This window comes from Marinobacter sp. GH_1 (assembly GCF_048595985.1).
GTDB lineage: Bacteria > Pseudomonadota > Gammaproteobacteria > Pseudomonadales > Oleiphilaceae > Marinobacter > Marinobacter shengliensis.
Genome location: NZ_CP184460.1, coordinates 4005653 through 4025063 on the forward strand (window position 1 = coordinate 4005653; position 19411 = coordinate 4025063).

Annotated in this window: 13 protein-coding genes; 4 read left to right on the forward strand and 9 right to left on the reverse strand. The window is 59.0% G+C overall.

Annotated features, from left to right (window positions below; all coding sequences use genetic code 11):
• Nucleotides 1–22 precede the first annotated feature (22 nt).
• Nucleotides 23–1642 carry a Na/Pi cotransporter family protein gene (locus ACNSOI_RS18295; RefSeq protein WP_374812594.1) on the forward strand — a complete coding sequence of 540 codons (1620 nt, stop codon included), beginning with the start codon at nucleotides 23–25 and terminating at the stop codon, nucleotides 1640–1642.
• On the opposite strand, the gene ACNSOI_RS18300 is transcribed toward ACNSOI_RS18295, so the two are convergent.
• From ACNSOI_RS18300 to ACNSOI_RS18330, 7 genes are all read right to left on the reverse strand, one after another.
• A complete protein-coding gene (locus tag ACNSOI_RS18300; RefSeq protein ID WP_061330905.1) occupies nucleotides 1612–3891 on the reverse strand; it encodes a diguanylate cyclase domain-containing protein in 2280 nt (759 codons plus the stop codon). The genes ACNSOI_RS18295 and ACNSOI_RS18300 overlap by 31 nt on opposite strands.
• A complete protein-coding gene (locus ACNSOI_RS18305) occupies nucleotides 3888–4844 on the reverse strand; it encodes an ABC transporter substrate-binding protein (protein ID WP_061330906.1) in 957 nt (318 codons plus the stop codon). Before ACNSOI_RS18305 ends, ACNSOI_RS18300 begins: the two co-directional genes overlap by 4 nt.
• A gap of 121 nt (nucleotides 4845–4965) precedes the next feature.
• Nucleotides 4966–5874 carry a lysine exporter LysO family protein gene (locus ACNSOI_RS18310; protein WP_420194731.1) on the reverse strand — a complete coding sequence of 303 codons (909 nt, stop codon included), beginning with the start codon at nucleotides 5872–5874 and terminating at the stop codon, nucleotides 4966–4968.
• 65 nt (nucleotides 5875–5939) lie between these two features.
• The gene (locus ACNSOI_RS18315; RefSeq protein WP_420194732.1) at nucleotides 5940–6260 is read right to left on the reverse strand and encodes a DUF2288 domain-containing protein; all 321 of its coding nucleotides are present in this window, start codon (nucleotides 6258–6260) and stop codon (nucleotides 5940–5942) included.
• Nucleotides 6261–6329: 69 nt separating this feature from the next.
• Complete coding sequence (locus ACNSOI_RS18320; protein WP_106694042.1) at nucleotides 6330–6716, reverse strand: response regulator; 387 nt, start codon at nucleotides 6714–6716, stop codon at nucleotides 6330–6332.
• A complete protein-coding gene (locus ACNSOI_RS18325) occupies nucleotides 6713–7861 on the reverse strand; it encodes a response regulator (RefSeq protein WP_420194733.1) in 1149 nt (382 codons plus the stop codon). Before ACNSOI_RS18325 ends, ACNSOI_RS18320 begins: the two co-directional genes overlap by 4 nt.
• Complete coding sequence (locus ACNSOI_RS18330) at nucleotides 7858–9543, reverse strand: diguanylate cyclase (RefSeq protein WP_420194734.1); 1686 nt, start codon at nucleotides 9541–9543, stop codon at nucleotides 7858–7860. The genes ACNSOI_RS18325 and ACNSOI_RS18330 overlap by 4 nt, the downstream gene beginning before the upstream one ends.
• 105 nt (nucleotides 9544–9648) lie before the next feature.
• Between ACNSOI_RS18330 and ACNSOI_RS18335 the strand changes: the two genes are divergently transcribed.
• Entirely contained in the window at nucleotides 9649–11436 is a 1788-nt protein-coding gene (locus tag ACNSOI_RS18335; RefSeq protein WP_420194735.1) for an ATP-binding protein, read from the forward strand.
• On the forward strand, nucleotides 11423–13111 hold the full coding sequence (locus tag ACNSOI_RS18340) for a GAF domain-containing protein (RefSeq protein WP_420194736.1): 1689 nt from the start codon (nucleotides 11423–11425) through the stop codon (nucleotides 13109–13111). The genes ACNSOI_RS18335 and ACNSOI_RS18340 overlap by 14 nt, the downstream gene beginning before the upstream one ends.
• Nucleotides 13112–13149: 38 nt before the next feature.
• Here the strand turns inward: ACNSOI_RS18340 and acnA are convergent, their stop codons facing one another.
• Nucleotides 13150–15912 (reverse strand): aconitate hydratase AcnA, encoded by a 2763-nt coding sequence (gene acnA / locus ACNSOI_RS18345; protein ID WP_420194737.1) that lies wholly within the window; start codon nucleotides 15910–15912, stop codon nucleotides 13150–13152.
• Between the two features lie 282 nt (nucleotides 15913–16194).
• On the opposite strand from acnA, the gene ACNSOI_RS18350 reads away from it, so the two are divergent.
• Entirely contained in the window at nucleotides 16195–17649 is a 1455-nt protein-coding gene (locus ACNSOI_RS18350) for a B-box zinc finger protein (RefSeq protein ID WP_420194738.1), read from the forward strand.
• A 50-nt stretch (nucleotides 17650–17699) separates the two neighbouring features.
• On the opposite strand, the gene ACNSOI_RS18355 is transcribed toward ACNSOI_RS18350, so the two are convergent.
• Nucleotides 17700–19151, reverse strand: a complete 1452-nt coding sequence (locus ACNSOI_RS18355; RefSeq protein WP_420194739.1) for a rhomboid family intramembrane serine protease — start codon at nucleotides 19149–19151, stop codon at nucleotides 17700–17702.
• Nucleotides 19152–19411: the final 260 nt, after the last annotated feature.

Here is a 19411-nt window from a genome sequence, read left to right on the forward strand (position 1 = left end):
AAACCACAACGACAACCGAACCATGATCTCATCCGTGTTCCAGATTCTCGGTGGCTTGGCGCTGTTCATGCTGGCCATGGAAATGATGACCACCGGCCTGAAGAACGCCGCTGGCCACCAGTTACGACACCTGTTAGGTACCTGGACCAGGACACCCCTGCGGGGCCTGATGGCCGGCTTCGCCATCACCGGTATTGTGCAGCATTCCGGGGCGGTTACCGTTGCCACCATTGGCTTTGTCAACGCGGGCCTGCTGACCCTGGCTCAGTCTCTCGGGGTCATTTTCGGTTCCAACATAGGCACCACCATGACCGCCTGGCTGGTCAGCCTGGTGGGGTTCGGGTTCAAGATCGAAGCCCTGGCGCTGCCGCTGCTGGCCGCCGGTGTCGGCTTCAAGATGATCAGCCGCAATCAGCGGAACCAGTTCCTGGGGGAGGCGCTGGCGGGCTTTGCGCTGTTTTTCCTCGGCCTGTCGATTCTCAAGACCGCACTGGAATCCCTGGCCGGAGGCTTTACCGACGGCGGTATTATCAGCCCGGATTACGGCCTGTTTACGTTTCTGGTCATCGGGTTTCTGGCCACGGTTCTGACGCAATCCTCCAGCGCCGCCCTGGCCATTGTTCTGACCGCTGCAGCCGGTGGCTTGATCGGTCTCGACAATGCGGCAGCAGCGGTGATCGGCGCCAACCTGGGCTCCACTTCTACGGCTGCCCTGTCGGCCCTCAAAGCCACCGCCAATGCCCGCCGGCTGGCGATTGGCCATATCCTGTTCAACGTGTTTACCGGCGCCATCGCCCTGATAATCCTGCCGGTGATGCTGTGGACCGTGGCGATGCTGACCGACTGGCTGAACCTGGAAGCCAACCCCGCTGTGTCTCTGGCGCTGTTCCACACCCTGTTCAATGTGCTGGGGGCGGCCATTATGCTGCCGTTTACCAAACCCTTTGCCCGGTTTCTGGGCCGGATGTTCCGGAGCAAGGAGGAAGATAACGCCGTGCCCCGTTATCTGGACGATACCCTGATCACCACGCCAGAACTGGCGATCGGGGCGGTGGACCAGGAAATGAAACGACTGATCGGCCATAGCCGGGGCCTGCTGAGGGTGTGTCTTGATCGGGAGAGCCTGACCGAAGCCGATATCCGGCCGAAAGCCGATGCCATCCGCAACCTGAACCAGGCGATCACTGACTATATCGGCCGGTTGAGGGCGGAAAAAATGCACCCGTCGGTGGTGGATGCCCTGACCATCAGCATCCGCACCTGCCGCTACCTGGCCGAAGCCACTGATCTGACCACCCGGCTATTGCAGCTGCGGCAGCTAAGCCACCGGACAGAGTTTGCCGAGCAAGCTGAGACACTGGAGCACTATCTGGATACCATCCGGGAGCTGGTCGCATCAGAAGGCCCGGCTGAGGCGTTGCTTGCCGAGGCAGAGGGCACTTACCACCGGTTGAAAAACGCGATGTTGCAGATGATGGTACGGCGGGATTTCAGCACCGCCCTGGGGGACCAGGCTCTGGATACCCTGAGTTCTGTACGGCGGCTCAATGACCAGTGGAGCAAGGCCCTGAAATGGCAACCGGCCACCCATTTGCTCAATGGCGCCCAGCATCAGCTGCCGGAGTCGGAAAACCTGCAGTAGCGGTTTTTGCCCTCCCGTTTGGCGCGATACATGGCCTGGTCTGCCTGGCGTAACAGCTGGTCGCCATCCAGCTCCGCGTTTTTCGGGTACAGGGTATAACCCAGGCTGGCAGACACCTCAACACTGTGGTCAGCTACCCACACCGGGTCGCCAATCTTGGTTAATAAGCGCGCCAACAACGCCTCCAGGGTTTGCTGGTCGGCGACGTTCACCACGATGGCGGCAAATTCATCACCTCCCAGCCGGGCCAGGGTGTCTTCCTCGCGCAGGGTTGAACGCATGCGGCGGGCAACTTCCACCAACAAACCATCCCCTGCGTGGTGCCCGAAGGCATCGTTGATGGGTTTGAAATGATCCAGATCGATGTAAATCACCGCCAACTGATAGTTCTGCCGGCGGGCCTGGGCCATGGATTGCTGCAGACGGTCCGAGAACAGCACCCGATTCGGCAAGCCGGTCAGTGAATCATAGTGCGCCATGGTGCGCAGCTGTTTCTCGGTTTCCTTAAGCTGGGTGACATCACTGAACACCCCGACGAAATGACTGAGCTGCCCCTGCTCATCGAACACGCTGCTCAGGGTGAGGCTGAGCACGATGGCGTGACCATCCCGATGCCGGCTGGAGAATTCGCCGGTCCAGACGCCGTGCTTACGCGCCGCAATCAGGATGGCACTGCCTTCGTCCATGGGCATGGGTGGCAGGCTGCCCACCGCCACCTTGTGGTCCCGCCCGGTAATCAGTGAGTAGGCTTCATTGATGTCCATGACAACACCGTGGGCATCGGTGATAAAAATAGCTTCACGGGCATTCTCAAACACTCGCAGGGCCAGTCGCTGGCGCTCCTCTGCATACTTACGGCGGGTAATGTCGTACCAGGAACAGAGAATGGAAGGGCTCTCCTGATCGTGCTCATAGACCGGCGCCAGGGTCATATCCACCCAGACATCGGAACCGTCCGAATGCACGAACAGCCACTCGGACTGTGCCACTTCTCCGGTCGTTACCCGCCTGATCAGTGCATCCGCTTTTTGCAGGGAAGGTGTACCGTCCGGCTGCGCATGGGGCGAGAAAGTGGGCAAGCCCTTACCTAAAAGCGATGCCTCGGAGGTGTAACCCACCAGATCCACGGCGGCACGGTTGCAATTGATCAGTTCCCCGTTACGGATCATCAGCATCGGCTGGGGCCAGCTGCCAATGAGCTCACGCTGGCGCCGTTCCTCGGTAGCCAGTTGGCGCTTCTTGCGGCTTAGCCAGAGGCTGGTGACCACGAGCATTACAAAGAGTACCGCAACCGTCAGCACCCAGATCCGATACTGGTTCAGCACATCCACCCAGGTGACTCGCGGCACCTGGTCATAGGGCGCCACTTTCAGGGTTCGGGCCACATCCTCAACTGACTCGTAGTCGGCTGGAGGCGAGAATCCCGCCAGGCCTGCCGCCCGTGCGGCAGGATGACCAGGTTCCAGAGCAAACAGCGCAGACGCCACCCTACGCACAATCCGACTATCCACATGAGGTAGAGAGACCAGCGGCCACTCAGGATATAGCCGGGTAGACACCGAAAACGGAAAGCCGGTCAGTGTCTGCACATGAATCATTTTCAGCTTGTTTGCCAACGCCGGATTTTCCCGGATGAGTTCTTCGTATATACCGGTTCGGACAAACCCGACATCGGTATCGCCGGTCAATACCGCTCGAATGACTCGGTCGTGATTACCCAGATGCACCATCCGGTTGTGGCGGAGAATGTCCACACCCGCATCCCTCAGCTCCAGCGCCGCTGCCTGAAAGCCACCGAGGTAATGAATACCCGGGGTAGCTATGCTTTTGCCTCTGAGGTCTGCCAGGCGATCGATGTCACTGCGTTCGGCGCGGGTAAGGATAAGGCCACCAATACTGCCAGTGGAACGGCCTTGCCACTCCCGTTGCAGGGTGGCCAGCACCCCGGTCAGGCTGCGCTCGCTGCGAATCATCAGGAAGTGGCTGGGGTTGGTCAAAAAGAAATCCACCCGATTCGAGGCCAGCGCCCGGTTCATGTCATCCTGGTTGAATACCCACAGCCGTACCTCCAATCCGGTTTCCTGGCTCAAATACTCTGCCAGCAGGCTATAACGTTCCTGGATCACCGGTTCTGGCCGGTAAGACAGAATCCCCAGAGTGACCGCCCCCTTGGCCACGGCTAACGGTGCCCAGAGCCCGGCCAGCAGGCCTAGCACCAGAATAAGCGTGCGGGAACACCGCCGGTTCATGACAAACTCCGGGGCAGGAATGACGGGTCGCAAAGGCGTTCGTAAACAGGATGGCTGGCCATCAACCCCTCGCGGACCAGAATGCCGGACAGTCGTTTCGCGACCACCTCAATCCGGCCATGATGCGCCAGGTATCGTTGGTTGGCTGCAAGCTCCGGAAGCATCACCGTGGCCAGGGACCGGCGCACCGAATCCGGCGTTATTCCCTGACGGGTGGCCACTCGATACACTGCATCATGCATGCTGCGCACCAGGTGATGCTGGCCCCGGAAGTAGCCGTACACCAGATCACGCACCGCACCGGGTTTTCGGCGGGCGGCTGCCTCAGTAACTATCAGGGTATCAAAGATGGTATCGGGCACCTGACTGCTGTCGAATAACCGGGTACCTCCGGCCTGCTCCAGCACCGAGGCGGTCGGCTCGTAGCATACCGACGCTTCAATATCGCCATTTTGCCAGGCGGACAAATGGCGATTCACCGGCAGATCAACCAACGAAACCTGATCGGTGCTCAAGCCGGCCCGCTCCAGAATAGAGAACAGCATAATCCCCGAGACGCCACCCAGTTCGACGGCGATGGGCCGGCCCCGGAGCCCGGCAAGACTGGTGATGGAGGGTTTGACCATCAGGACATCGGCACCAACAGACACGTTGGTAACCGTTACCACACGCAGGGGTACGCCCTCCGCATAGACCCGTAACGCCTCATCCAGGGTCAAGGCAGCGGCATCCAGCTCGCCGGCCAGCAGGCCCGCCATGGAGTCGCTGGCTGCCGAATGTTTGACCAGCCGAACGGAATCCGGCAGCCAGCCAAACTCCTCCGCCAGGTACAGGGGTTCGTAACCAATCCAGGGATGAATGCCAGTACGCAACGGTGCGGATTTTGAACAACCGGCCAGCCCCAGAGCCGAAAGGGCGGCAACGGACAGTTGCAGGAATTGGCGGCGGTTCATTCAGGCTCCGGAGCGGCATCGATTATTCGGATACTAATACGTAGCCACTATAGCGGTAAATCTGACCAAAGCATTGCACCGGGTCAATTTCAGATTCTGAATGTCATCAGATTCTTGCCGCTCAACCCAAAGCCAGAAAGATCCCCATTAACACCGGCGACAGAAACGACAGTAAAAAGCCGGAGGCAATCGCCACCGGTACACAGGCAAGGCCGCCGCTGCTTCGAATAACGGGAAGGGTGAAATCCATGGCGGTTGCACCACCGTAGCCGATGGCCATGGCCGGGCGCGCACCAATAACCAGCGGAATGATGGCAAGGGCGATGATCTCCCGCAGCACATCGTTCAGGAAGGCCACGCCACCCCAGGCGGGCCCCAGAGCATCGCCGATCACGATGCCAGACAACGAATACCAGCCAAATCCGGAGGCCAGAGCCAGGGATTGGTGCCAGGGCACATCCAGCCACGGAATCAGCAAAAGACCCGCCAGCAGGGAACTCAACGCCATCGCCAGCGCAATGCCCAGGCCCTGGCGGTTCATCAGCAATTTGCGGAGCGACAACCCGGCATTACGCAACTGCAGCCCAATAAAGAACAGCAACAGCATCAGCGCCCAGGTAGCCACATCGTCAACCAGCGGCAGTTGCGGTAACAGGAAGTAGCCGGCCAGGGCCCCAGCGACAACCGCCAGTAGCGGTTTCAAGCCGGCAAGGAACAACCGGCGATAACTCGGCCACTCCTGACCGGCTTCCTCTCCCGTGGACATGGGCTGCCAGCGGTGGAACAACCACAGGCCCACCATGTTGGCCACCAGCAGCACCATTACCAACCCCGCCACCTGAGCAGCCATGGTGCCTAACTGGTCCAGCAGGCCATCCATCTGACCCAGGCCAAGACCCAGCAGCGCCAGAATGAAATAGACCAGAGCTTCCACGGTATAGTGTATTACCGTCATCAGACGGCGGTTAGAGAGCGCTATGGCAAAGCCCAGGAACAAAGGCGCCAGAACAAGCAACGCACCGGTCAGCATAAACCCCTCACGGGCAGGTTAGACAATATAGGAAACCGGCTTCGTGAGCCGGCAACAGGACTGGGTCAATGCAGGCCCTGGCCAGTACGGTCCTGAACCAGCACCCAGGGGGCAATCACCACGGCCCAGAGTTCGGCATTGCGATCGTACCAGGCGCGGGCGAGATCGGGCGCGACCTCCCCTACCTGGCCGCCCGACATCCAGTGCTCGAACTGCGCCTTGTTGTCGGCGGTCAGTTCGGCCGCCACGTTCAACAGATCCAGCTCCGGTGCTACCCGCACCACCTGGCCGCGGGCGTAATAGGTTTGCAGCTCGTGCCAGTGAATGCGGGAGGTTTCCAGGTTCAGCCGTGCTTTGATGTCATCTGGAGATTCTGGGGAGGACATAGTTACCTCAGCAGCGAGTTCGTTTTCAGGGCGCCAGCCTACCCTAAAACCGGCACCTTGGCACCCTGATCAATCTTTGCCCATAAAGGCACGAATTTCGTTCGCAAGGGTCATTGGGTCAAAGGGCTTGGGGATCACACCAATGGCACCAAGGGCAAGATAGGACGCCTGTTCTGAAGGTTGAAGCCGAGCGGTCATGAACACCACCGGCACCTGCAATCCGCCGGGCCTTTTTTTCAGAGCGCGAAGCGTTTCAGGGCCATCCATCGCTGGCATCATGACGTCCAGCAAAATCAGGTCTGGCGCAAACCCATCAATCTGCGCTAAGGCCTGGGCGCCAGATTCGCACAAACAAACCTCGAAACCACCAACGTCAACCAGGGCCAATTCTGCCACTTCCCGGATATCCGGGTCGTCTTCAACGTACAGAATCCGCTCCCTTCGACCGCCAATCATGGTTTGTCCCTCTGCGCTGAATTTCCTGTGCCGTCATCGAGCCCGAGCCGGCGCAATAGCCGCCGGCATTCCTCGGTGCGCTCCTGACCCTCAGCCATTAGTGCAGCGGCCCGCATGATCAACCGTTCTTCCCTGGTGCTGTCACGGGGTAAAAAGTGCACCGCACCGATCATGTCCCGCAGGCCCAGGGGGAGGCGCCATTGTACTTTCAAGCGATTGCCGTATGGTTGCGCCCACTCTTTCAGACACCGCCGGGCAAGCTCTGCAGACACTTCACCACCCCGGGAGGCAAACTGGTTGAGAATATGCAAAACCGCCAGCTCGCCCACGCGGCTCAACAACCCTGCTTTCTGGTACATCACCGGCGAGTGCTTCAGTGTGATGGCTAGTCGCTGGGCTTCTCTACCCACATGACTGGCCGTGTCCTGAAAACCGGCCGCCAGTTCAACCAGAACCGACACATGAAACTTACGGCTGACATCCAGAGACAGTGCCAATGCCAGATTCAGTGCCATAGGCACGCCCAGCAGTGTGATCGCATCCTTGACGGTTTCGACAGGTTTGCCCGTGCGGCGAAAGGAACTGCCATTGGCCACATCCAGCAATCGGGTGACGAGAGCCGTTTTTTCCCGCCAGCGTTCCGCCAACTGAGCGGCCGACAGTTGATCGGCACGCTCAATCAGCTCCAGGATGTCCTCCGGATTCTGGTCACCCGGTAATTGAACTGACCGCTCCAGCCCGGACTTGAGCATAGTCTCCAGATCTGGCCGCCCATACTGCCCCTCGGATGTCAGCAGCTCGGCCAGGCGCTGATGCAGGATCTCCACACTGAAAGGCTTGGTGATATAACCGCTGATACCATAGTGAGCCGCTTTCAGCACGGAATCCCTGTCTGCCCGCCCCGAAACCATCACCAAGGGCACCTCGGAATCACGCCTGCGAACCTGCCGCACAAGCTCCAGGCCAGAGCCGTCCGGCAGGTTCCAGTCGGCCACTACCAGATCAAAAGATTCAGTGTCGACTTTGGCCAAGGCCTGAGCCAGGGTTCCAGTCAGGCGCACCCTCGCCCCCGGGTAGCTCCCGGCAATCACGGTTTCAAGCAGTTCTGCGACCAGTTCGTCGTCTTCCAATACCAGTACGTTCATCGAATCACCGGATTGTCAGTGGGCTCCCGTCCTTCAAAAACCACTTCACGATCACGCCCCTCGCGCTTGGCCTGATATAAAGCCTGGTCTGCGGCCTCTATGGCATCACTGCCACATTCAAACGCGTTGACCTGGGCGATACCGGCTGACAGGGTGACCCTGAAACTGTCCCCACCGCACTTGAATACCAGCCCGGAAAAACTCGCCCGGAGGTCTGCCATTCTCTGTCTCGCGTCTTGTTTACCGCATCCAGGCAGCACCAGCAGGAACTCTTCACCGCCGTAGCGGCCAATCCGATCGGTTTCTCGCAGGCGGTTGCGTAAAAGGTTAGCCAATGCCTTGATAACGGTATCGCCACAGCGGTGGCCATGAATGTCATTCACCTGCTTGAAGTGATCAATATCCAGCATCACCACACAGGCTTCCAGGCCTTCGCGGCGGCATCTGGACAGCTCCTTGTCGGCCTCCTGTTTGATCAGGGAGTGCTTAAGCAGTCCGGTGAGGCTGTCCCGGTTCATCAGCCCGGACAGCTGGCGGGCCCGGAAGCACCGGATCAGAACCGATCTCACCAGATAGCCATCAGAGACCGGTTTGGTCAAAAACTCATCCGCGCCCCGGGACAAGGCGTCAAGCTGCACATCCCGGTCAGCCTCGGAGGACAGGTAGATAATCGGCAGGCTGAGCCACTGGGGGTCAAATCGCACCAGTCGAGCCAGGTGAACACCCGAGTACTCGCCCAGCTGCACGTCCATCAGAATGATGTCCGGGCGAAATTCCGACAGCTGGTGCATCAGCTCGGTTGGCTCCCTGACCCAACACACGTCCACCCCGGCAGACGTGAGAATCAGGCGGAAATGTTCCGCCAGCTCCTGGTCGTCCTCCACCATCAACACCCGCCCACGAACATGGGCACTGCGTTCGATCGCCAGGTACTCAATCCGCTCGGCCAGTTCGGGCACATCCACCGGCTGTCCGAAGAAAGCGACAGCCCCCAAGGACGCGGCCTGATACCGGTTGGCAAACGATGTATCCGGACTCAGGCAAACAACTGGAACGCGTTCAACCGACGGCTCGGCATTGGCTCGAAGCAGAGCCATGACGGACATCAGACGGGCATCGGAGCACAATATCGCACGGGGCTGCTCAACCAGTTTAGCAAGGCAACCAGCCAGCTTGTCATCGGCAACACTGTATCTGTGACTTTCAAACCCGTAACCACCCAGAGCATCCGACAGGCTACGGGATTCTGCGGCGTCGTCCAGTACCAACACCACCTGAACCCGGGCACCGTGGCTGCCCAATGGCGATTCCGACGATGTTTCTGAGGCACTGTCACCAACAGTGATGGGTGCCCTCTGCAGCAAATGTTTGAGTTCGGAGACTCGCAGCAACAGATCAGCGGGCTGCTGTGTGGGGCCATCGGCATCAGGCAGTAAACGTTTCTCCAGGACCCTGGCGGCCTCGCCCAGAGCCGGCTGCCCGAATGTGCCCGCAGAACCCGCCAACTGATGGAGGCGACGGGCAATCTCCGCCAGTTCCTCCTGGCCTGCCTTCTCCCCGGCACCAAACCCGGCAGCCTGTTTCTCGAGGCTATCCAGCTCCATCTCGGCCCGCACCCGAAAGCGGTCCCGCAAGGCAGCGAGCCGATCGTTGACCGTACTGGTTGCTCCTGATTCCACCATAGACTTTCTGCCTGATATTCTGAGGCTGTGTAATCCAGTAGTTTAGACTGTTCGCCATAAAACCATGTTTGTGCCGGTTCGGCCATTATCACTTGGGGTTACTTTTTGAAAAACCTGTCCTTTGGCGGCCGTTTTGCCATCCTTTCCGTGTGCAGCACCTTACTCACCGTAGGTCTTCTGGCATTCGTTGCCTACCGGGAACTGGTGGCAGACTTTGAGCAGGTGCTGACCCAGCGTCAGCAACTGGAGGCCCAAAGCTACGCGAACCGCGTTAACCAGCGGCTCCAGCTTCGCTTGAGCAGCCTTGGTGCCCTCGCAGCCCAGATGACCGATGGGACCCGCCTGTTGCCGGCCGAGACACTGGCCAGAATCCTCCAGCGCCAATCCCTGCTGGCAGACTTTTTTGACATAGGCCTGTTGGTGTTTGACGAAAACGCCGTGGCGATTGCTGAAAACCAGTACGTGCCGGGCCGCCTGGGTACCTCCTATGCCGATCGCAGCCACTTCCGGGAGGCGCTGGCCAGCCGCGAGCCTTACATCAGCCGCCCTATCATCGGCCGAACCACGGGGGTCATGCTGGTGTCCTTTCTTCACCCAATCAAGGCCGATGATGGCCGATTTCTGGGTTTTGCCGGCGGCAGTATCAACCTGAACAACACAGCCCTGTTGCCAGAGCCGGTCGCCGTTACACCGAACGCCGTATTCAAGGTGCTGGACACCCAGAACTTTACCCGCGTTGATGCCATTGAACCGGACAATCTGATGCCGGAGCTCCCCGCGCCGGGTGAATCGCCCCTGATTGATGCCGCGCTCTCCGGGATAACCAGCGGCGTGGTTGAGGACAGCGACGGCCAGCGATGGATTTACGCAACAAAACACCTTGAACGGGTCGGCTGGCTGTTTCTCAGGGCGGTACCCTACGAACAGGCAACGGCGCCGGCCAGGGCTTCGTTCCAACAGTTTGTAGCCATCAGTGGGGTACTGGTCCTGGTCATGCTGGCATTAGTGCTGGCCCTGTCCCGTATCACCACCGCCCCTCTGGAGCGAATGGCGGCACGGCTACGTACCATGACCCGGCAGATGGAAAATCCGGGGCGCCTGGCAGAAACCGGCGCTCCGGAAATACGCAGCCTGGCCAGAGCCTTCAACCAACTGCTGGAGGAACGGGAAGCCCTGGATGAATTGAAGAACCAGTTCGTCTCCAATATCAGCCATGAGCTGCGCACCCCGCTAACTTCCATCAACGGCTCCCTGACGCTGCTGGCCTCCAATGCAGCCGGACCACTCCCGGACAAAGCCAACCGGATGGTCAAAGTAGCGCTGCGTAACAGCGATCAGCTGCAGCGTCTGATCGGTGATCTGCTGGACTTCAACAAAGCCCTGGCCGGGGAGCTGGCGGTGAAGACGCAACCGGTGATCCCGGCCGAGATTCTGGCGGAGGCGGTATCCAGTAACCGGGCGCTGGCCGAGATTCACAACATACGTCTGGCTCAGGAAACTGCTCCAGATGCACAGATCATGGCTGATCCATATCGACTCAAGCAGATTCTGGACAATTTCATCAGCAATGCCTGCAAGTTCTCTCCCGCCGGCAGTACAGTTACCCTCAGTGCGCACCGTGAGGGTAACCTGCGCGTGCGCCTTGTGGTTGCGGACCAGGGTGAGGGAGTGCCAGAGTTGTTTCTGCCACGCTTATTCCACCGCTTTGCCCAGGCCGAAGCCGGCTCCGACCGGGCCAGGGCGGGCACCGGGCTGGGACTGGCCATCTGCGATCAGCTCGCCACACTCATGGGTGGCCAGGTGGGCTATTTTTACCAAAGGGGCGCTCACTTCTGGGTAGAGCTTCCTATCGCACCCACGGATCAGAGCGAGAATCGCGATGAAGACGCCTGAACGCCCGGCCAACGAAAATCAACGTTTGTCCGCGCTGGAACAAAGCCAGTTGCTGGACACCCCACCGGAAGAACGCTATGACCGGGTCACCCGTCTTGCCGCACGGCTGTTTGAGGTGCCCGTTGCCCTGGTATCGCTGGTCGACAAAGACCGACAGTGGTTCAAATCCTGCTATGGCCTCGGGGTGCGGGAAACCGCCCGGGATATTTCCTTTTGCGGTCATGCCATTCTGGCGGCCGACACCTTCATCGTTGAAAATGCCCTTAATGACCACCGCTTCGCCGATAACCCTCTGGTCACCGGCGAGCCCTCTATTCGATTCTATGCCGGCGCGCCCCTGGAAGATCGATCCGGTAACCGGCTGGGCACACTGTGCCTGATTGATCGCCAACCCCGGGGATTCTCAGAGGATGACAAACGAAACCTGCGGGACCTGGCCGATATTGTGGAGCGGGAGTTCCAGTACCAGGAGCTTGGCAGTTATTTCGGGGAGCGCACCCGGGCACTCAACATCCTCAACGAGATCGCCCTGGACAATGAAGGCAGCGAATCCGAACGTGTCGAAAGGGCCCTGAAGACTGCCAACCATTTTCTTGCCACGGATACCGCCATCGTCAGTGCTATCACTGGCCAGACTTATACCATAAGGTGGCACCACGAACGCCGCTCCAGATCACTCCACAACGGCCTCTCGCTGCCGCTGGACCGAACCTATTGCGCCATGCTACTGGAACAGGGGGAAATACTGGCGATCAGCCACATGGCCAAGTCCCGATACCGAAACCACGCCTGTTATCAAACCTTCGGACTCGAGAGCTATCTGGCAGCCCCTGTCTGGCTGGATGATAAGATCGTTGGCACTCTGAATTTTTCCTCTGAGCGCCCGCACAGGCCGGCGTTCAGCGAGAGCGAAAAGATGTTCGTAACACTACTGGCCCGTTGGGTTGCCACCACCCTTGAAAGCCAACGTTCCGAGCAGCTAAAAAACCAGTTTATCTCGACGGTCAGTCACGAACTGCGAACACCCCTGACCTCTATCGCCGGCTCCCTCGGCCTGATACTTGGCGGTGCGACCGGGGATCTGCCCGATAAAACCCGACAAATGCTGACGATCGCCCGTCGCAATACCGATCAGTTGCGGGCCTTGATTGACGACCTGCTCGATATCGAAAAGCTGGTCAGTGGCAAGATGCCGGTTCACCTTGGCCCCCATCACGTCGAAGAGGCTTTGGAGGCTGCCATTGAGGAGATACGCCCGTACGCCAGGCCCCGAATGATTGGCATCCGCCTGCACCGGGCGCCATCGACCGTGACCGCAGTACTCGACCCGATGCGTCTGAAACAGGCCCTGACCAACCTGCTGTCAAACGCAGTGAAGTACTCACCGGATGGCGGCGAGGTGCAGGTTCGGATCGTGCGGCAAGAAAGCTCGGTACGTATCGAGATAATAGACCAGGGGCCGGGTGTTCCCACTGCGTTTCGGGATCGTATTTTCCAGAAGTTCGCCCAGGCAGATGCATCGCCAAGCCGGGCCAAGGAAGGCACTGGACTGGGGCTCGCCATCACCCGTGAGCTGATGCTGGCGATGGGAGGCAATGTGGGGTACGAATCGGAAGAAGGTAGCGGCGCCACCTTCTGGGTCTCGCTGCCGCTGCCGGAGACCACGGAATCCTGACAGAGCCGGCGCAAACCGCACCGGCTCTCTTTCTGAGATCACGCGTTTTTCAGCATCTCACGAACCACATAGTGCAGAATCCCACCATGCTGGAAATACACCGCCTCGTTAGCAGTATCAATCCGTGATTTCAGCTCACAGCTCTTGGTGGAGCCATCCTTGTAGGTCACCGTCATGGTGAGTGTCTGCCCCGGCTTGATGTCTCCAGACAGGCCTTCGATGCTGATGGTTTCCTCACCAGTCAGCTTCAGGCTCTTGCGGTCCACTCCCTCCGGAAACTGCAGCGGCATTACGCCCATACCGATCAGGTTGGAGCGGTGGATACGCTCATAGGATTCCGCAACCACGGCTCTGACGCCCAGCAGCCGGGTACCCTTGGCCGCCCAATCGCGGCTTGAGCCAGTGCCATACTCTTTGCCAGCAATCACCACCAACGGTGTACCCTGCTCCTGGTACTTCATCGCGGCATCGTAGATGGCCATCTGCTCGCCGGTGGGCACAAACTTGGTGAAACCGCCTTCCACACCATCGAGCATCTCGTTTCGGATGCGCACGTTGGCGAAGGTGCCGCGCATCATCACCTCGTGGTTACCCCGGCGGGAGCCGTAGGAGTTGAAGTCTTTCGGCTCCACACCGTGTGCCTGCAGGTATTTGCCAGCAGGCGTATCGGCCTTGAAAGAACCGGCCGGGGAGATGTGGTCAGTGGTGACCGAATCACCCAAGAGAGCCAGGATGTTGGCATCCTTGATGTCGTCAATGGGGTCCGGCTGCTCCTTCAGCCCCTCAAAGAAAGGCGGGTGCTGAATGTAGGTGGACTTATCGCTCCATTCATACACCTTGCTTTCAGGCACCTTGATGGATTTCCAGGTGGCGTCGCCATCGAACACTTCCGCATACTCCTTGCGGAACATGTCGGTTTTCACCTTTTCCACGGCCTCGGCTATCTCCTGCTGGCTGGGCCAGAGGTCTTTCAGATAGACTGGATTGCCGGCCTTATCATTTCCAAGCGGCTCCTTTTTGAGATCGAGACGCACGTTGCCAGCCAGGGCATAGGCCACCACCAGCGGCGGCGACGCCAGCCAATTGGTTTTCACCAGCGGATGCACCCGGCCTTCGAAATTCCGGTTGCCCGAGAGCACCGAGGCAACCGTCAGATCGCCGTCGGCAATGGCTTTCTCCACTTCCTCGGGAAGCGGGCCGGAGTTACCGATACAGGTGGTACAGCCGTAACCCACCAGGTTGAACCCCAGTTTGTCCAGATCGTCCTGGAAGCCGCCGACGCGAAGGTAATCTGTGACCACTTTGGAACCCGGCGCCAGCGAGGTCTTCACCCAGGGCTTGGTACTCAGACCCTTCTCCACGGCCTTCTGGGCAATAAGACCAGCTGCCATCATAACGCTGGGGTTGGAGGTGTTGGTGCAGGAGGTAATGGCGGCAATCACGACCGCCCCGGGGTCGAGCCGGGCCTTCTCGCCATTCATCTGCAATGGCTGACTCGACGGGTGCTCAAAATAGGCATCCTGAGCGCCCACGGCAGTGCCGCCACCCTCGGATTCCAGGTTGGCTTTGCGGTTTTCTCCCGGGCCTTCCGAGGTTTCCATCAGCAGCTCAAAGGACGACTTCATATTCTTCAGAGCCACACGATCCTGGGGCCGCTTCGGGCCGGCCAGGCTGGCTTCGACATCGCCCATGTCCAGTTCCAGATTATCGGTATAGACCGGTTCATGGCCCGGTTCCCGCCAAAGCCCCTGAGCCTTTGCGTAGGCTTCCACCAGCGCAAGCTGTTCCTCATCCCGGCCGGTCAGACGCATGTAATTGATGGTCTGCTCGTCCACCGGGAAGAAGCCGCAAGTAGCGCCGTACTCGGGCGACATGTTGGCGATAGTGGCCCGGTCAGCCACCGGCATGTCCTTCAGGCCGTCGCCGTAGAATTCAACGAATTTGCCCACCACGCCCTTCTTGCGCAGCATTTCAGTGACCGTCAGCACCAGGTCTGTGGCGGTGATGCCTTCCCGCAGCTTTCCGGTGATCTTGAAGCCTACCACCTCGGGAATCAGCATAGAGACCGGCTGGCCCAGCATGGCGGCTTCCGCTTCGATACCACCGACACCCCAGCCAAGAATGCCCAGGCCGTTAATCATGGTGGTGTGGGAGTCGGTACCCACCAGGGTATCCGGGTAGGCAATGGTTTTGCCATCCACGTCCTTCTGCCACACGGTCTTGCCTAGATACTCCAGGTTGACCTGATGACAGATACCGGTGCCGGGCGGCACCACCCGGAAATTATCAAAGGCCTGCTGGCCCCAGCGCAGGAACTCATAGCGCTCCTGGTTGCGCTCCATCTCGATGGCGACGTTATCCTTAAAGGCCGACGGATTGCCGTACTTGTCCACCATCACCGAGTGATCGATCACGAGGTCCACCGGTGACAACGGGTTGATCAGAGCCGGGTCTTTGCCGGCCTGTTTTACCGCCTCGCGCATGGCCGCCAGGTCCACCACACCGGGTACGCCGGTGAAATCCTGCATTAATACCCGGGCCGGGCGGAACTGAATCTCAGTGTCGGAGCTTCGGTCTTTCAGCCACTGCACCATGGCATCGATATGGGAGCGGTCGACCGTGGTGTCGTCTTCGTTACGCAACAGGTTCTCCATCAGGACTTTCAGGGAGAACGGCAGGCGGTTCAGGTCGCCCAGGGTGTCAGCCGCCTTGGGCAGACTGTAGTAGTGATAGGTCTTGCCACCCGCGTTCAGGGTGGAGAGGGTATTCAGGCTGTCTTTGCTCAGTGAGGTATTCGACATGCGGGGCCTCCTCTGTTGGCTGATCTCCCTTAACTATTGCAGCGAATACCCAGACTTCAACTCTCCAGCCGTGAATGTTCAGCATTCGGGCCATGAATACCCACCAACAGCCAGGCCACCGAGCCAAGTACAGCCCTGCTTGCTTTGATATCTATGGCGTTAGCAGGGGCCCGCACGAGCAACCTGAAAACAACATTGCCCGGGATGTGTGAACAGATCAGCTGCGGCCCGGGGCCAGTTCTGTCATCATTGGCGCTGTTTTCTGACGGATCAGGATCTACCGTGAAACACGATTGTCATTACCACCCGGGCGACCCGGCCAAGTGGCACTGTGGTGAGTGCCAGATGCACTATTGCAACCGCTGCATGCCCGATGCAGATACCCGCCAGCGCCGCGCCCTGTGCCCACGCTGCAGCAAGGCCATGCGGTATCTCGGGGCGGCAACCGAGGTGGTGCCCTTCTGGCACCGCATCGGCGCTTTCTTCCGCTACCCGTTCCATACCGATCCATTGATGGTGATCGCCATCTGCACCCTGGTGCCTATCGTTGCACCGGCGAACATTGTCGGCTTGATTATCTGGCTGGTGCTGGCACTGGCCCTGTTCAAATACACCTATGCCGTGATCAGCCACACCGCAGAAGGCCATCTGAAACCGCCACCGGTGTCGGTGGCGTTTACGGGCAGCGGTTTTGATATCGTTATTCTGCAGCTTCTGGTGTTCGTGCTGATGGGTGGCCTGGTGGCTGCGGCCGCGATGATCGGCGGGCCGATTCTTATGATGCTGGCGTTGGCATTTGCGATACTCGCCCTGCCCGCCAGCATCATGGTGCTGGCGATGGAGCGATCAGTGGGTGCGGCGGTGAACCCGATGAACCTGGCGGTGCTGATTTCCCGTATCGGCACCCCCTACTTCCTGCTGTATGGCTATCTGATTCTGCTCACCCTGGCTTCCGGGGCGGCCCAGGATTTTGCCGTTGATCACTTCCCGATGTGGGTGGCACAGCCCCTGGCGGGCTTCCTCAACAGTACCTTTACCCTGATTCTGTTCCACATGCTGGGTTACCTGCTGTTCCAGTATCAGGAAGAACTGGGCTTTGCCTCGGACATTCAGGGGGAAGAAGGCGACGCAGACCAACAGAACCGGGACCGGAGCACCCGCTTTGATGCCGATCTGGACATGAACCTGAAAGACGGCAACTACGACCGGGTTCAGAGCATGCTGATCGAATCCCTCAAAAAAGACCGGGACAATCCGAAACGCATCGGGCAGCTCTATCAGATTCTGACCGCCCGGCAGGCAACGACCGAGCTGTACCGGTATCACCCGCGCCTGATGGCGTGGCTCGCCCAACGACACGATGGGGACGGGTTGAACCAGCTGATGCAGACTCTGCAAGCGGCGGAGCCTGGCTTTCAGCTGGACGATCCGGAACTGGCGGTGCAGTGTGCCAGTGCCCTGTATCACCGGGGCCACTTCAAGCCGGCATTGCGATTGCTGCAGGATTTCCACAAACGGTTCCCGGACAGCGACCAGCTGGCACCGGCCTATTTACTGGCCGCCCAGGCACTGGCCAATGGTCTGCAACAGTGGGAGAAAGCCAGTGCGTTTCTCGCGTTTATCAAGAAACGCTGTGTCACCCACCCCTTGCATGGGCAGATTGACACCTGGCTGGACCAGGCCCGCAATCAGCAACCGCTGAAAGGCCCGAAAGCGAGTTTTGAGGTACCTGAGTAATCGGAAAGCGCCGGCACAGGGCAAGCTGCCCTGTGCCGGCATTTAAGGCTTCAAAGAGTGTTCTGGAGCAACTGGCGGTAATGGCGGGCTTTTGGCTCCATCTGGTGCTTCTCGAACTCCGCCAGCAACAACCGGCAGGCCTCGTTGACCATTTCCACATCCGCCGTTGAGCGCATGCGTTCAAAAGCCTTTTCCGCTGATTTCAAATCGTGGTGCTTGAGACTGGCAAACATTACCCGGTTATGGTCTTCCACCGCCAGCGGATGATGGGCCTCACCCTTGCTCAGATATTCCTGCCACACTGAGATCATTTGCTCTGGCTGCCGTCGGGCCATGGCATCGGCCATCAGTTCCCGTGACAGGTCCCGGTAGGCTGGCAGGTCTGGCCGCAGTTTGGCCAGCTGGTACAGATGTTCCAACACGATGGTGCGCTCAGGATAGCGTTCCCGCAACGCTTCAAACTGGCGCCGGGCCAAATCGAAATCCATCCGTCCAAGGCTGGCCATGGCCTGGGCATACGCCGAGGTAAAGCGGGCGTCCTGCTCATCTCCTTCCGGTTCAAAAAACTCTTCTTTCACCTGCAACCAGCTTTTACCCAACAGCCAGACCAGGCCAGCGCCGGCAAGCAGCCCGCCAGCATGAGCCATATAGGCAATACCGGTAGAGCCGGCGTACCAGTAATCGTAGATTTCCTTGCCTACCCACACCGGCAACAGGGCGATGGCGGGGGCCCGGAAATAATTGAAGTAGACCACCAGGAAGTAGAAAAAGCGGATTTTCTGCACGCCATATATGGCCACATACATGCCCATCAATCCGGAAATGGAGCCTGACGCGCCCACCAGAGGAATCTGGCTGCCCATGGAGAAGCCGGTATACATCAGGCCGGATAACGCACCACAGGCCAGATAGGCCATCAGGTAACGGCCAGGCCCCAGGGCTTTCTCGACCGTGAAGCCAAGCAGGAACAGGAACAGCAGGTTACCGATAATATGGCCCCAGCCACCGTGCAGAAACTGGTAGGTGATCAGGCTGTAAAGCGACAACTCAGCCGGGATAAGCCCCAACTGATAAGCGCTCATTCGAGACAGCCACTGTTCGTCGATGGCAACCCGCTGCTCCAGCCAGTGACTTCGCTCAGCCGGCGCCCAGATCAGGTCCCGGTTTTCTTGCAGGTACTGGTAGAACTCCCGGTCCACCAACAGGGTGGCTGCCAGCCAGAAGATTTCGTTGTCCTCCTGCAGTTGCTGGAATTCCTGAAGCTCCAGCACACTCTGGGCATCACCAGAGAACCGGATTTCCCGCTGCAGATAGTCTTCATAAGCCGGTGCCTCGAGCGCCAGCAGGTCGGCTTCCAGGTACTGTTCCAGGGCGGCTTCAAACTTGCGGTCGTCACCGCCCTGATAGAACAGGAAGACCAGCAGGCAACCCATCATCAGGCTCAGGGTTACCCAGGGCGGGCGTTTCCAGTTAACGGCGTTCTCGGCAGGAATAATCAGCATGGGCGGTCACAATTCATCACAATCTGTCCCTGAAAAGCTGCTTTTTACCACAGCAGCGACTTCTTTTCCCGGTGTAATGACACCTGGCGAGCAGAAATCAAAGGTCTGCAACGGGAAATGTGGCGCAGCACACAACCATGGATGTCATCACACAGTCACACAAATGCCATTCAATCGGTAACCACTCACTTCCGGTGCCTATCGACCATTCGCCAATTGCCGTTATTGCTTCAACCAACAATATTGGGGAAGCAATAACA

Excerpts from the sequence above, each read along its gene's own strand:
- ACNSOI_RS18295 (WP_374812594.1), top strand. The coding sequence starts at position 23 with ATGATCTCATCCGTGTTCCAGATTCTCGGTGGCTTGGCGCTGTTCATG.
- ACNSOI_RS18300 (WP_061330905.1), bottom strand. The coding sequence starts at position 3,891 with ATGAACCGGCGGTGTTCCCGCACGCTTATTCTGGTGCTAGGCCTGCTG.
- ACNSOI_RS18305 (WP_061330906.1), bottom strand. The coding sequence starts at position 4,844 with ATGAACCGCCGCCAATTCCTGCAACTGTCCGTTGCCGCCCTTTCGGCT.
- ACNSOI_RS18310 (WP_420194731.1), bottom strand. The coding sequence starts at position 5,874 with ATGCTGACCGGTGCGTTGCTTGTTCTGGCGCCTTTGTTCCTGGGCTTT.
- ACNSOI_RS18315 (WP_420194732.1), bottom strand. The coding sequence starts at position 6,260 with ATGTCCTCCCCAGAATCTCCAGATGACATCAAAGCACGGCTGAACCTG.
- ACNSOI_RS18320 (WP_106694042.1), bottom strand. The coding sequence starts at position 6,716 with ATGATTGGCGGTCGAAGGGAGCGGATTCTGTACGTTGAAGACGACCCG.
- ACNSOI_RS18325 (WP_420194733.1), bottom strand. The coding sequence starts at position 7,861 with ATGAACGTACTGGTATTGGAAGACGACGAACTGGTCGCAGAACTGCTT.
- ACNSOI_RS18330 (WP_420194734.1), bottom strand. The coding sequence starts at position 9,543 with ATGGTGGAATCAGGAGCAACCAGTACGGTCAACGATCGGCTCGCTGCC.
- ACNSOI_RS18340 (WP_420194736.1), top strand. The coding sequence starts at position 11,423 with ATGAAGACGCCTGAACGCCCGGCCAACGAAAATCAACGTTTGTCCGCG.
- acnA (WP_420194737.1), bottom strand. The coding sequence starts at position 15,912 with ATGTCGAATACCTCACTGAGCAAAGACAGCCTGAATACCCTCTCCACC.
- ACNSOI_RS18355 (WP_420194739.1), bottom strand. The coding sequence starts at position 19,151 with ATGCTGATTATTCCTGCCGAGAACGCCGTTAACTGGAAACGCCCGCCC.